Source organism: Mycobacterium sp. (assembly GCF_035653355.1).
Classification (GTDB): domain Bacteria; phylum Actinomycetota; class Actinomycetes; order Mycobacteriales; family Mycobacteriaceae; genus Mycobacterium.
This window is the reverse complement of record NZ_DASRBZ010000353.1, coordinates 1-13,476: the sequence shown is the minus strand read 5'-3', so window position 1 is coordinate 13,476 and position 13,476 is coordinate 1. Positions and strand designations below refer to the sequence as shown.

General features: G+C 64.5%; 11 protein-coding genes and 1 pseudogene. All 12 read right to left on the bottom strand.

Going from position 1 to position 13,476, the window contains the following annotated elements; translation table 11 throughout:
- Window positions 1-112: 112 nt before the first annotated feature.
- Window positions 113-1,561, bottom strand: coding sequence for a PPE family protein (locus VFA16_RS12355; RefSeq protein WP_324968088.1), 1,449 nt, complete (start codon window positions 1,559-1,561; stop codon window positions 113-115).
- Window positions 1,562-1,572: 11 nt separating this feature from the next.
- Window positions 1,573-1,872: a PE family protein gene (locus VFA16_RS12350; RefSeq protein WP_324968087.1), complete on the bottom strand. Its 300-nt coding sequence runs from the start codon at window positions 1,870-1,872 to the stop codon at window positions 1,573-1,575.
- A 256-nt stretch (window positions 1,873-2,128) separates the two neighbouring features.
- Entirely contained in the window at window positions 2,129-3,376 is a 1,248-nt protein-coding gene (locus VFA16_RS12345; protein WP_324968090.1) for a PPE family protein, read from the bottom strand.
- 1,689 nt (window positions 3,377-5,065) lie between these two features.
- Complete coding sequence (locus VFA16_RS12340) at window positions 5,066-5,383, bottom strand: DUF732 domain-containing protein (RefSeq protein ID WP_324968089.1); 318 nt, start codon at window positions 5,381-5,383, stop codon at window positions 5,066-5,068.
- A gap of 150 nt (window positions 5,384-5,533) precedes the next feature.
- Window positions 5,534-6,952 (bottom strand): PPE family protein, encoded by a 1,419-nt coding sequence (locus VFA16_RS12335; RefSeq protein ID WP_324968086.1) that lies wholly within the window; start codon window positions 6,950-6,952, stop codon window positions 5,534-5,536.
- Between the two features lie 69 nt (window positions 6,953-7,021).
- A complete protein-coding gene (locus VFA16_RS12330; protein ID WP_324968085.1) occupies window positions 7,022-8,323 on the bottom strand; it encodes a PPE family protein in 1,302 nt (433 codons plus the stop codon).
- Between the two features lie 821 nt (window positions 8,324-9,144).
- Window positions 9,145-9,348 (bottom strand): hypothetical protein, encoded by a 204-nt coding sequence (locus VFA16_RS12325; RefSeq protein ID WP_324968084.1) that lies wholly within the window; start codon window positions 9,346-9,348, stop codon window positions 9,145-9,147.
- Window positions 9,349-9,395: 47 nt separating this feature from the next.
- On the bottom strand, window positions 9,396-11,069 hold the full coding sequence (locus VFA16_RS12320) for an NRAMP family divalent metal transporter (protein ID WP_324968083.1): 1,674 nt from the start codon (window positions 11,067-11,069) through the stop codon (window positions 9,396-9,398).
- Window positions 11,060-12,406, bottom strand: coding sequence for a magnesium transporter MgtE N-terminal domain-containing protein (locus VFA16_RS12315; RefSeq protein ID WP_324968082.1), 1,347 nt, complete (start codon window positions 12,404-12,406; stop codon window positions 11,060-11,062). The genes VFA16_RS12320 and VFA16_RS12315 overlap by 10 nt, the downstream gene beginning before the upstream one ends.
- 148 nt (window positions 12,407-12,554) lie before the next feature.
- Window positions 12,555-12,839 carry a WXG100 family type VII secretion target gene (locus VFA16_RS12310; protein ID WP_324968081.1) on the bottom strand — a complete coding sequence of 95 codons (285 nt, stop codon included), beginning with the start codon at window positions 12,837-12,839 and terminating at the stop codon, window positions 12,555-12,557.
- Window positions 12,840-12,910: 71 nt separating this feature from the next.
- A complete protein-coding gene (locus tag VFA16_RS12305; protein ID WP_324968080.1) occupies window positions 12,911-13,309 on the bottom strand; it encodes a hypothetical protein in 399 nt (132 codons plus the stop codon).
- A gap of 33 nt (window positions 13,310-13,342) precedes the next feature.
- A pseudogene (locus tag VFA16_RS12300) lies at window positions 13,343-13,476 on the bottom strand (WXG100 family type VII secretion target); the annotation flags it as partial.

The following is a 13,476-nucleotide window of genomic DNA, read 5'->3' as shown; positions in this document are numbered from 1 at the left end:
CATCGCAACGTCATCGGTTCAACCGGAATGACCGATAGCAGGCACGGCGCGCTGGCGCCTCGCTGGATCTATTCTCCCCATGAACATTTCGTGGACAGTACGCGGCCCATGTTCATCCCCACTGCGCTTTCGGTTGTGCCGGTTTGGGTTTCTCGCCTCCGGACACATGGACTGCATGTACCCCGGGTTTGCTGGTGAGCTGTTCGAGGAGGCTCTCGAGGTGCGCCTTGTCGGTGTGCCAATGCTGCACCGACTCTGGCTGTTGCGACAATTCGGCGAGCACGCGTTTGAGTTTTTCTGGCGTGTCCTTTCCACTGCCTTGTTTGCCCTCCTTTCCGTCCTTGCCGTTGTCTATGCCGGGGTCCGTGCCGCGGGCCGCACTTGCCGTTATCACGCGGGGAACAGCACCTCCCAGCGCGCCTCCGGCCAAGCTGGCCAAACCCATCTGGCTGAAGAGGTTTCCGACACCTTCGGCCGCAGCCGTCGGCGCGGCAGCCGCGGCGGTGCCCTGCAGTACAGAGGCGGCCAGCCTGACGGTCGGAGTCGCCGCCGCCCAGCTCGGTGGCACCGATAGCGCTCCCACCAGACCCGCGCGACCTACGCCCGCCGATACTTCTGAGGCACCGCCCAGCGCATTGGCCCCCGACGTGAACCCGCCGGCCAGCCCTCCGGCACTGGGAATAGAAGCGAAGATTTCCGCCTCGCCTGTCACCGCTGAATCGTTGAGGGTTCGCGCCGACGCCACCAAACCCAAGCTGGTGCTCAGCAATGCGTCGTTTACCGGGCGGATTCCTTTGGTCACGAACTCGATATCCCCGAGACCCTGCGCGAGCGGTGATGAGTTCAGCGCGCTGAGGAAACTCGCCAATGACGGCGGATCCGCAGCGGCTGCGGGCGGATCAGCCGCAGCAGGCGCTGCCAGGCTTTGCAGCGCTTGCGGCGTCGCCGACATCAACGGCGACAAGGCCGAATGGGCGTTCGCCGGCGCCGTGCCGCTGGCTTGGGCGACCGCGGCGGCCTGCCCGGCTCCGCCGCCCGGGTTCGTGGTCGGTGGCGGTGAGCTGAACGGTGTCAGTCGCGTGGCGGCTGCGGACTGGCCGGCGTAGCCGTACATCGCTGCGGCGTCCTGGGCCCACATGTCGGCATACTGCGCTTCGGTGGCTGCGATTGCCGGCGTGTTCTGCCCCAAAACGTTGGTCGCCATCAGTGTGGCCAGCTGGCTGCGGTTGGCGGCAATCACCGGCGGAGGCACGGTCGCCGCAAACGCCGTCTCATAGGCGGCCGCCCCGGCCTGGACCTGGGCAGCGGTCTGCTCGGCCTGGGCGGCGGTCGTGTTCAGCCATGCCGCATACGGGGCGGCCGCAGCAGCCATCGACGCCGACGACGGGCCCTGCCACCCGGCTGTTAGACCCGAGACAACCGAGGAGTAGGACGCTGCGGTCGCCCGCAACTGCGCGGCCAGCGCGTTCCAAGCGGTCGCCGCGGCCATCAGCGATCCCGATCCGGGACCCGCATAAATGCGCGCGGAGTTGATCTCTGGCGGTAACAGCCCGTAGTCCATCCGACTGGCCCTTACCCCGCAGCGATCGCGTTGGCGGCTTCCGTGGCCGCGTAGGAACCGGCGCTGAGGCCTAAGGTGTTCGCGAATGTCTCGTGGATGGCGGCCGCCTGCGCGCTGACGGCTTGGTACATCTGGGCGTGGGCAGCAAACTGCGCCGCGGTCAGTGCTGACACCTCATCGGCAGCCGCGGGAACCACCCCGGTTGTGGGGGCCGCCGCGGTCGCATTCTCAGCGTTCATCGCCGCGCCGATGCCCTGCAGGCTGCTGGCTGCCGCTGCCAACATGTCTGGCTGTGTCGTGACAAATGACATTTTTCCTCCCTAATTGGTGACGTGACTGCAGCCAACGGCGCGCCGCAGAGGCGGTGGTGTTGCCGACGCCGTGGACTGGGGCGCGGCGAGTACCGGATCGCGGCGCGGCGCACGCGTTCGCCGTAGCGGGTGACGAACTGTTTGTATATCCGCCAAGCCGTCAATGCGATTGCGCGACAACCCGTCCACTGCCGCCGCCCAGTGCTCTCGCGGCGCGGCGCCTGGTACTGGTAACTCAGAGTCATCGAACGAGCCTCTAATCGTCCTCGGGTATGACGATGATGGTGGCGGTGGTGGCTTGCCCCGATGCGGCAGCGCCGCCGACGCCTGCGCTGCGAGCAGCGCCACCACCGGTCCCGGCCATGGCGCGTCCGGCCAGCCCGGACAGGGCCATGCTGTTGAACAGGCTTCCCTGGCCGTCTGCGGCGAGCACCGCCGCCGGCGCGGCAGGCACACTCGTCTGCGGCAGCACCGCGGCGACCGACCTGATCGCCGGGGCGGCCGAGGTCCAGCCTTCCGGCACCGACAAGCGCCCGATCACCGCGGCGCGGCCCATCCCCGCCGATACTGTCCCGCTTGGTGTCCCGCCTGGCGCACCGGCCAGAGGCTGCCCCACCTCCGGCCCATACAAGTGGCGTCCCAATACGTTCTCGTCCCTCGTGACCCTGGTGAGCGCCGAGGTCAGGTTGGCCCCGTTTTGGGGCACCAGATAGTTTTCGACCCCAAGCAGATACGGGCTGCCGCCGATGCCGTACAGCGAGGTGGGCCCTAACGGACCGGTGAGGGTCATGTTGAGTTCGGAGAGCAGCGACGGCGGATCAGCCGCGGCCGGAGCGGGCGGATCAGCGGCAGCGGGGGCCGCCAGGGCTTGCAGCGCCTGCGGCGTCGCGGACATCGTCTGCGAGAGCGTCGTCGCGTGGGTGCCTGCGGCGGTGCCGGTGGCTTGGGCGACTGAGGCGGACTGCGCAGCTGCTCCGGCTGGGTTAGTGGTCTTCGGTGGCGGATCGAACGGCGTCAATTGCGAGGCGATCGCCGAAGAAGCGGCATAGCCATACATCGCGGCCGCGTCCTGTGCCCACATCTCCGCATACTGGGCTTCGGTGGCCATGATCGCCGGGGTGTTCTGACCAAAAAAGTTCGTCGCGATCAGCGCCATCAGCTGCGCACGATTGGCTGCAATCGCCGGCGGTGGCACGGTCGCCGCAAACGCAGTCTCGTATGCCGCTACCGCCGCTTTCGCCTGCAACGCTGTCTGCTCGGCCTGGGTGGCGGTCGCGCTCATCCACGCCGCATACGGCGCGGCGGCGGCGGCCATCGCCGCCGACGATGGACCCTGCCAAGAGCCAGTCAGTCCTGAGACGACGGCCCCGAAAGATGCTGCTGTGGAATGCAATCCAGTGGCCAAGCTGTCCCAGGCCGCCGCGGCGGTGAGCATAGGGCCCGCTCCAGGGCCGGCATATATCCGGCCGGAGTTTATCTCGGGCGGTAACAATCCGAAGTCGATCACCACACCCCCTTGCTGGGACAGCATGTGATTTGCTCACTGTGACCCTCGCCAGCTACCCGCACCAGATCTCCGCGAAACATCGTTATTGCGAGGTTGATTGACCGCACGATGCGCCCTCCGCCTGATATCCGCTGCTTACAAAAGTGATTCAGTCCGCAGGCCAAGCGTCACCAGGAATATATCGTGAATAGCGCTCAGCTACAACCGGTTTCGCCAAGCCATCAGCGGTAGTCGCAGCAGCAGTAGGGCATACTTAATCTACGTCGGCACCCGAGGTGCGACGGGTCTATAAACCTATGAGCGTCACGGTGTCTCGGATAGCTTCGTGCACTCAGGGCGAAAAATGATGGCATTATGACGATTTCGACCGAGCAGACATGAAGCAGCCGCCTACCTCGCCGTTGGGCCCACTTCAGATCAGCTTCCCCGTAGTCACCTCCGGGTGATTGTTTGATAGCACTGTCGGCGCTCGGACCGTTCCTGACACAGTCAGGAACGCAAAGGCGTTCGACGTTGCGGTTCGATGCCGGCGATTTCAAAAGTCGACGCGCAGCCTGGGCGGCGGCAACTGCCGCCGGCAACTCCGCACCCAAAAAGATTTCGGCGTCAGGATCCGCGGGTGCGCCATGGGCGGTGTCGCCGACGCTGTAGATATGACTCAATGCAGCGATTATGACGCTGCGTGTCGCGCCCTAAATCTGGCGAATAGGCGTGGCTTAACAGTGCAGCAAGTCGCGTAACTGCCAAAGAATGTGTGCCCCCGCGCGTTCCGTGCCAGGCGGTCACCGTATTCGGCGTAGTCGGCGAACGATCGATGACGTGCCGGTTGTGAATAGCATGACGCGATCCGAGGTGCGTAAAGAGGCCGCGCTGCGCCGAAGAGAATGGCACACCGCTCTTATCGGCATGCCCCACGGGTGCCAAATCGATCAGGCTATTCGCACACGTGGTAGAAACCACGCGCGACTCAGCACTGGTTGTTGGCTTTGGCGACCTCATGGGCGTCGGCAATTCTGACGGGGACGCCTTGTGCCCTTGTGCAGCGATCGCTTCGGGAACCGAGCCTTCGAGCTCCTCAACATATTGCCTCCCGAGCGAACCGCGTACGACTAATTGCGGCCGGGAGCCGTTGGGTAGCCGGTTGGATTCCCGATGCGAGCGGCAGCTGGGTTGCGTTCGGCCGACCCCGACTGCGTCCACTGCGGGGAGCGGCCTCCGGGTTGCCACAGCTCATGGCCGTTAATTGCGGCTGTGTTCTCAACCTCGCCGAGCGTAACGCCACATGGGGGGCGTGACAAGGGCCACAATGTACAGCAGCAACAGTTCGAGGCGACACCACTGCGGCGCTTATCGGCGCTCGAGTGAGACCTTTCCGGCGGAGAGCCCACTTCGGCGGCCGGCTGCACTGGTCTAGCCCGTGTTCCCGACATCAAACGGGGCCAGTGCCGGATTGGTCAGCCGTCGCACTGCGCGTGAATGTGCATGGGTAGTCGAGATAGGTAGCAGCACCTATCGGCTGCAGTCGGCGAACACGGCCGGAGCATCCAAGACACCCCTCCGCGTCCGGCAGTACTGAAGGAGGCCAGCGCTTGAGCCGCGAAAGTCTTTGGTCGTTGGCCGCCGGCTGTTCAGCCTCCGACACCCGGTTCAACCCCGCGCAGCGTCTGAATCTTGGTGCTGCTCGGACTAACTCTTGGTCAGCTGTTGGGGGCAGTAGTACTTCGCTGAGATCGCGGCGAACTGGGCTGCGGCATCCATCGTGAATGCCGGATTGTGCGTCTTCACGTCGTGAACTAGCTCCAATCCTGATTCGCCGTGATTCAAGCAGGTGCACACCGTTTGGGCGGCCCCAACGGCTGAGTCCGGGCTGGGATAAGTGATGCCAGCTTGCTGCAGAGCAGTGAGGAAGCCTGCATCGTTCGCGACTTCGCTCGGATCGCCATACGCGGGTGCAGCCAGGCCGATCATGGCGGACATACCGACTAACGCTAATAGCAGTCTCATTCGCTGACCTTTCTCCGGCGGGGGCGTGGGCATCAGTGTCGAAAGTAGTTGTGTAGCAATGGTGTTGATGTTCACCAGCCATCCTTCCGATTAGCCAATCGATGTGGCCGCCGCAGACAGCTGGCGATTGCACCGCAATCTTCTTGTGCTCTAACCGAACTGGGCATCCGACGGCAAAACCTTCCGCTTGTCGCCTTTGCCTTTGGACAGATGCACCGCGTGGATGCCAGGCTTCTTCGACAGTTGCTCGAGCAGGTTGTCAAGACCTTCTTCGTCGACGGTGTGGTGCTGCACGCTTTCGGGTTTCTGCGAAATCTGTGCGACCAGGCGCTGTAGCTGCTCCGGCGAGTGTTTGTCTTTGAGGTCTTTGAGCGGTGTGAGACCACCTCGGGCGCCGGTTCGGCTCACCGCGGTGGGAGCACCCGCGCCTAGCGCGCTTCCGACCATGCCCGCCACCGACATTGAGCTGAGCAGGCTGCCTGCGCCAAGCGCGGCCGCCGGCACGGCGTCGTGTGCCGTAGCCGACAACGCAGCGGCGACAGTCCTGATGGCCGGAGTCGCCGTGGCCCAAGTCGGCGGAACCGACAACTTTCCGACCAACGTGCCGGAATTTCCCATGCTCGCCGACACCGAGCCAAACAGTGTGCCCCGGTTCCAATGTGGCCACCCAAGCCCAAGCCCAGCACCCAGCCCCTCTCTCGGGATGTCGCCGAGCGCCTGGGATGGGGCGAACTTGAGGAACTGCGACACGGGAAAGTTGACAAGCAGTCCGATGGGGTTGAACACCGAGGTGAAGGCGCTGACCGGAGCTTTTACGCCGTTGATCATGGCCGTGATCGTTGACGCCCCGCTTGGCCCGAAGAGGCTGTTGAGGACGCCGTTGATGGTGCTTGTGTAGTCGGTGGAAAGGTTTGCGAGCGTTTGCAACACCGGGTTAGCCGTTGTCAGGGGATCGGCTGCGGCTGTCAAGAGCGACTGCACACTCCCGGGCGCAGTGCTAGCTGCTTGGGCCACTGCGGCAGCCTGGCTGGGCACCCCAGCAGAGTTGGTGATTTGTGGTGCCGCGGTGAACGGCGTCACCTTGGCGGCAGCCGCCGACGAGGCGGCGTAGGTGTCCATGGCCAGGGCGTCTTGGGCCCACATTTCGCTGTATTGGGCCTCAGTGGCTGCGATCGCCGCGGTGTTCTGTCCGAAGATGTTGGTCGCCATCAACGATGCCAATTGGCTGCGGTTGGCCGCGATTTCCACCGGTGGCACGTGCGCGGCGAACGCAGTCTCATAAGCGCTTGCCGCTGCGGTGGCCTGGGTGGCAGCTTCGGCGGCCTGTGCGGCGGTGGCCGACATCCACGCCACATACGGTGCGACCGCGGCCGCCATGTTCAGTGACGATGGACCAAGCCACGGCCCGCTCGTAAGGCTCGAGACCACCGATGAATAGGAAGTCGCGGTGGACTGTAGCTCGGCGGCCAGCGCGTCCCAGGCCGCCGCGGCGGCCCGCATCGATCCCGATCCTGGACCGCTGTACATCCTGCCTGAGTTGATTTCCGGCGGCAGCGCTGAGTACAACACGTCTACACCCCTAGCTGGTCGGCGAGCCTGAACGGCCTGTGGTCGGCAACTGGTGCGTCGTCATGACCGTCATTCCTCGACCGCCGGGATGACGATGATGGTGGCTGCGGCGGGATCAGTCGCGGCGGCGACGCTGCTGGCCGGGCTTGCCGCAGCACCGCCCACCGAGCGGGTCGCAGCAGCAGCAAGGCCGCGTCCGGCCAAGCTGGACAGTGCCATCTGACTGAAGACGCCCTCCTCGGCGGACAGCGAGGCAACTGGCGCGGCGGCCGCGTTGGCCGGCAGCGACGCAGCGAGCGTTTTGATCGCCGGCGCGGCTGTGGCCCAACTCTGAGGCACTGACAGACTCCCGATCGCGGCGGCGCGGCCCATGGCACCCGACACGGCCCCCCCACCCGAGCCCATGGGGCTCACAACAGATTTCAACGAATCCCCGAGCGGTGCCAATGCTCCGGTCGGGGCCTTCGGGCCGGCAAGCCAGGCGGCCGCGCCCTGCCCGTTTTGAACCCAGGAGTATGCCTGCCCGAATGACAGGAACGGGCCACCGAGCATGCCGCTCCAGCCCACTGGGGAGAGCGGGCCGGTGACCGTCGACCAGATTGTGTTCCAGTTCGCCAGATCCGTCGAAAGTCCCGATGGCAACTGCAAGTTGAACAACGTCGGCAGCGAAAGTCCCGACAACAGGTTGGTCGAGCCTGTCGTCGGGGAGTTGGCCAGGCCGGTTGCCAGGCTTTGCAGGGCGGTCGGCAGGGAGTTCACGAGCTGTGACAGCTGCGCGCCGATGTTCGAACTGGTCGACGTGCTTGTGGCCTGGGTTACCGCAGCCGCTTGCGCTGCCGTGCCGGCAGCGTTGGTCGTCTGCGGCGGTTGCGTGAAGGGAGTCAATTGCGTAGCGGCCGAAGAGGACCCGGCATAGCCGTACATCGCCGCGGCGTCCTGGGCCCACATCTCGGCGTAGTGGGCTTCCGTCGCAGCGATGGCCGGGGTGTTCTGACCCAGAATGTTGGTGGCGATCAGCGTCATCAGCAGGCTGCGGTTGGCGGCGATCACCGGTGGAGGCACCGTCATCGCAAACGCGGTCTCATAGGCAGCGGCCGCGGCCCTGGCCTGGCTGGCGGTCTGCTCAGCTTGTTCTGCTGCGGTGGCCATCCACGCCACATATGGTGCAGCCGCTGCGGCCATTGACGCCGAGGAAGGCCCCGACCAGGCACTGGCGAGATCCGAAATCACCGATTGGTAGGAGGACGCCGTGGAAGCCAGGTCCGCGGCCAAGCCATCCCAGGCCGCCGCAGCGGCCAGCATCGGCCCCGGTCCCGGACCCGTGTACATCCTGCCCGAGTTGATCTCTGGCGGTAACGCCGCGAAATCCATATCCCCAACCTCTAGTTACCGACTGGCGCTGGGCGTCACGGCCGCGGTTTCCACGCAAAGTGCCTCAGCTTTAACGGCATTGGCGTACTCGTGCTGCACGGGAACTGCAGACGCTCGCTGTTAACTGGCCAGCTGTAGCCATGCGTCTTCGAGTTGTCCTGGTCGCGTTGGTATTTCGATCGCCGATGACCGCTGTGGTGGCGGTCACAGCCGCACCACAGTTACGCGTTCATGCTGCGCAAAATTTGTTCGCATTTCGTTCCGTGGGCGTAATCGGCGCGTAAACCAGTGATCACTTCGCCAGGGCCGAACGGTCGAAAGCTTGTTACAGTGGCGGACATCCGCTCAGTGAGCGACGTCACAGCAGCGCGGATCAGCGGGCCTGAAGACATGACTGCTTAACTCACCCAGCCTGGCTGTAACACAGCAGAAATCACCGCACAATAGACCTGGATGTCGGTCTTCGAAACTCTGGTCCGTTATTGGCCGTGTCGTCGGCGTTGACGATATCCATGAACACTGCGGTGTAGAAAGCAGGATTGAGACACCCCGATACTCGATGTGGAGCCCACGCGGTTGGGGGCAATGGCATCGATAGTCGTTAGTGTTTCGTCACGGTTACAGCCGCGCTACTGCTGCGCCACGAGATCATCACGGCCACAGCTATTCAGCTGGGTGCCGGCGTAGTACGCGTGAGCCTGATCGACTTGACGGCCGGAGACCAAGTGTTATCCGTGGACCGCGCAGGGCACGCGGCGAACGACGCGCCGGCATCACGGGCAAGGCGAAACGGTGGCGCGCCGGGTATTGGTGTTAGCCCGCTAGCGGGCCATTGAAATCATCGGCCGCCTGACGCGCACCCGGTGCGTGACCACTTCCCAGGCCGACGGCGAGTAGTGCGTGGTGACTTCCTCGAATCCTTCGACCCGAGAAACGGTGACCACTCCGGTGTCGTGGTTGATCGACAGCTCCGCTCCCTCGGTGGCGCGCACTTCCTCTCCGTTAAGAAGCCGGATGATGAACACGATGGTTTCTCCTTATTTCTCTAGTTACCTTGTAGACGCGACCGGGCTCAGGCACTGCCAAGTTGGACGGCTTTGACCAGCAGCAGGATCGCCCCCACGACGAGATATCCGCGCAGAGCCAGCATGCCCAGTCGAGTCCCGACCGACCATGTGACCGGCTCCAGCAGGGTCAGCGGCGGCATCCGCCACGTGGCCCGGTCCGCTCCGGCCAGTGCCCAGGACAGCTGCTCGGGTAGCGATGGTTTCGGCCATCGCCGATTGAACCACCGCAACACACCGAAAGTGACTACGGCGCACAGGGCAAGACCGAAAGTGAGGTCGTCGGCGAGCGAGACGATGTCGAGCGTCGGGAATACCGTTGTCGCCATCAGCACCCCGGACAACAGCAAGAGCACACCGACAATGATGCCGGCAACCACATTGAGCCAGGGGCGGTTTACCCACGGGCCCAGCACTTCCCGGTCGTTGCACAACAGCAGCAAGAAGACGGTCGCGCTTGGCAGCAGCAATCCGGCAAGCGCTTGCACACCGGTGGTGATCAACCCCAACGGAGCGCCAGGAATGAGCACGATCACCGACGCGACGACCACCATCCCGGTGTAGGACAGGTAGAACGGTTTCGCCTCGGCGAAGCCGCGGTGCAGCGAGTGCTTGAGCCCGAACACGTCCCCGAATGCATAGCTGGTGGCCAGCGTCACCGCGGCCGCCCCGATGATCGATGCGTCGAGCAGCACCATCGCGAACACCGAGCCGAGGATGTTGCTGTGTTGGCCGAGTAGGTGCGCGAGCGCGCCGGCGTCAAGGAAATGCCCGCGGCTGTTCGTCGCACGCGCGGCCCAGTCGCCGGTCATCATCAACGCAGCTGCGCCGATCACCACGACGAAAGCGCCCAGTGTGGTGTCGGCTCGCTCGTAGCCGATGAAGCGTGGCGTGATGCGCTTGTCGACGATGTTGGACTGCTGGAAGAACAGCTGCCAAGGGGCGACCGTGGTACCGACGATGGCGATAACTAAAAGCACCGCGTCGGAGGTCACTCCGCCGGATACGCCGGGCACGACGAAGGATTTCGCCGCGTGGCCCCAGTCCGGATGCGACATCAGCAGCATGGGAATTTGCAGCAGCGTGATCCCGATGAACACCAACATCGCCCGTTCCCAGCGGCGGAAGCTGCCGGTGGTCATGATGGCGATCAGTGCAATCGCCGCGAAGGGGACGACGACATATCGCGGGATGCCCATGTAGTCGGCCGCCAACGTGATGCCGATGAATTCGGTGACGAGTGTCAGAAAGTTCAGTATGAAAAGGTCACCGACCGAGAACCAGCCCCAGCCGCGGCCGAACCGCTCGTTGATCAACCGCGCGTGCCCCACGCCGGTGACCGCGCCGAGCCGAACCACCATCTCCTGGTTGACAATTAGGACAGGGATCAACAGCACCAGCACCCAGAGCAGGCTGTAACCGTAGTTCTGCCCTGCCTGTACGTAGGTCGCCACACCGCCCGCGTCGTTGTCGCCGACCATGACAATCAAGCCGGGTCCGATGATCGCGAGCATCGTTGCCAGCCTTGCCTTCAGCGTCCGCGGACGGCCGGTGTCGCTGATACTGATTCGGCCCAGAGCACCCTCGATGTCACCGACATGCGCGGTGTCCAGGACTGCGGTGAGCGGCGGCGCCGGCGGCGCCGTGTCAACAGTGTCGCGGTCCAGGGTGGTCACAACCATTCACCCCCCTCGACGCCGATTGATGTCGAGTCGCCAATCGCGGAAACTGATTCACGCACCGGGCGTGGCCCTGGTTCTCGGCGGCGCCAGTCATCGGGAATGGTGGCCTTCAGCACGTCGTCGACGGTGACGACGCCCAGCACCTGGTCCTCGTCGTCGACGACCGGGATGGTGTGCAGGTCGTAGTCGGCCATCAGCACCGCGACGTCGGCCAGATCGGCGTCCGGCGTTACCCGGACCGGGTCCGAATCCATTAATGTGGCAATCGATTCCGTGGGCTCGGCTTGCAACAAGGTGATCACCGACACCACGCCGGTGAGCCGACCGTGTTCGTTGAGGACATGCATCTTCGGAAGCGCCTCAGGCTGTACGGCCTGCGCGGTGCCGATAACAGCGAGCGCCTCTCCCACCGTGGCGCCGACTCCGCACGAGGCGATGTCGACGTTCATCAATCCGCCTGCGCTGTCGGGGTTGAACCCCAAAAGGGTGATGACCTTGGTGCGTTGTGGCGCAGGCATCAGCTCCAACACCCTGCGTCGCCGGGACTGACGCAGGTCGATGATCGCGTCAGCGGCGTCATCGGCGCGCATCCGGGTGAGCAAGGCGGCGACGTCTTTGTCGGCCATGTCGTCGAGCAGCCGACTGGCCTTGTCGGGGTCGAGTTCCTCGAACACGTCTGCTTCGAGTTCGGGATCGCTGCGCACACGGTCGAGGATTTCGCCGCCCTCCACCCGGTCGGCCGCTTCGAGGAGGTCGGCGATTTGGGCTGGCTTGAGCGCGCTCACCCGCCCGGAAACGCGACGCACCGCCATCGACTGGTCGTGGCCGATCAGCGGTTCAAACGCCTTCCAGTCGCGCGACGCATGCCCACCGGGCGTTTTCAACAACCCGAACAGCCGCGGCGGGCGACGAGTATCCAGGCGCGCCAACACCCAACCGTCCACGCTGTCCTCGAGCTCAACGTCGTAGGCGCGGACCAATTCACCCGCAGCCACGTCGATCAGCCGATAGCCGAGCACATCGGCGCTCAGCAGCACCTCGCCGTGCCGGCGCTCGAACCGTCGCAAGTCAATCTCATTGTGCGCGAGGATTACTCGTTCCGGCTCGAGCCGGTGGATGGCCCCACTTCCGACGAATACCCGCCGGCCGCCCACCCCGGCCACGATGCCGGTCACCAGCGGATAGGTGTCTGCACCCCGTAGCCGCACAATGATGTCGTCCACCCGGCCCACTGCCTCGCCGGACGGCGTCACCACGGCGGCACGCAACAACTGAGACAAATGGATCAACGAACCCCTGGCGCCGAAATCGCGGAGCTCGACAGCTGGCCTGCTCATGACTATCCCTTCTCGATGCACCATGTGCATCAGTGGTTGGCGACGGTCGCGCAAGCGCGGCAGTGCAGCTGCCGCGCCTACGCTCGGCTGTCAGGCCCTGCGGCAATGCGGGGCCGTTGGCGGATTGAGGACGAGCTCTGCTATCGGGCTACGCCCAGCTGGATCCGACGGCGCTGTCAGTGCTGGCCATGTTGGCACTGGCGGTTTGCACCTTGGAGCCGTGCGCGTTGGCCTGCTCGTAGATCACCTGGAAGTTGCGCCCCAACTGGTTGATGAACTCCTGGCACGCCGTCGACCCAGCGCCACCCCAAAAGTCCCCAGCAGCGAGCACATCACGGATGATCGACTGGTGCTCGGCTTCCAGCGCCGCGGCTTGGGCGCGAATGGTGGCGCCGTGGGCGTCGACATCACCGAACTGGTAGTTGATTGTCATTTTTGCTCTCCTGTCGTGAAAGTATTTCTTGCCGTCGATTTGGCATCGCCAAGCGCAAGATTGCGTTCGGCTCAGGCTATTTGACGCTTGCGCCGGCCTTCGGCCCCTGCTCCCACCGAGTTTTTGTCGGCGTGCACCGACAAATGCTGCAGCACCTTGTCGCCCAGGCGGGAGCGATAGTGCGCCCACGGCTGGCGGCGCTCGATCGGGGTGCCCACCATTTGACCCAGCAGGTGGTTGGCCTGACGCGCTCGGTACAGCGCCGTTTGCACGCGCGCCACGCCGAACGCGTCGGCCTGAGTGAGCGTCAGCCCGGCTAAGGTCTCCAACGCCTCGGTGAGCGCTGCGTTGATGTCGCCGCAGGCCTTGTGCACTTGGCGCTCGATGTTCGGCGGGTTGACTGGTCGCCGATCCCGGACTCCTCCGGCGCCATGGGCGTCCACGTCGCCGAATTCGCAATTGATCGCCATGATCTTCTCCTAACCCGAGAAAGCTTGCGGCGGTTAGCTGCTCAGCAGGTGCTGCGAGGCCTGCTCTTGCTGCTCGTAGTTGTTGGCGTCACGGATCAGCCCGTCGCGCACACCGTGGAGCATGTTGACGATGTTGCGGAACGCCTGGTTCATCTGGCCCATGGTGT

Excerpts from the sequence above, each read along its gene's own strand:
- VFA16_RS12355 (WP_324968088.1), bottom strand. The coding sequence starts at position 1,561 with ATGGACTACGGGCTGTTACCGCCAGAGATCAACTCCGCGCGCATTTAT.
- VFA16_RS12350 (WP_324968087.1), bottom strand. The coding sequence starts at position 1,872 with ATGTCATTTGTCACGACACAGCCAGACATGTTGGCAGCGGCAGCCAGC.
- VFA16_RS12340 (WP_324968089.1), bottom strand. The coding sequence starts at position 5,383 with ATGAGACTGCTATTAGCGTTAGTCGGTATGTCCGCCATGATCGGCCTG.
- VFA16_RS12330 (WP_324968085.1), bottom strand. The coding sequence starts at position 8,323 with ATGGATTTCGCGGCGTTACCGCCAGAGATCAACTCGGGCAGGATGTAC.
- VFA16_RS12320 (WP_324968083.1), bottom strand. The coding sequence starts at position 11,069 with ATGGTTGTGACCACCCTGGACCGCGACACTGTTGACACGGCGCCGCCG.
- VFA16_RS12315 (WP_324968082.1), bottom strand. The coding sequence starts at position 12,406 with ATGAGCAGGCCAGCTGTCGAGCTCCGCGATTTCGGCGCCAGGGGTTCG.
- VFA16_RS12310 (WP_324968081.1), bottom strand. The coding sequence starts at position 12,839 with ATGACAATCAACTACCAGTTCGGTGATGTCGACGCCCACGGCGCCACC.
- VFA16_RS12305 (WP_324968080.1), bottom strand. The coding sequence starts at position 13,309 with ATGGCGATCAATTGCGAATTCGGCGACGTGGACGCCCATGGCGCCGGA.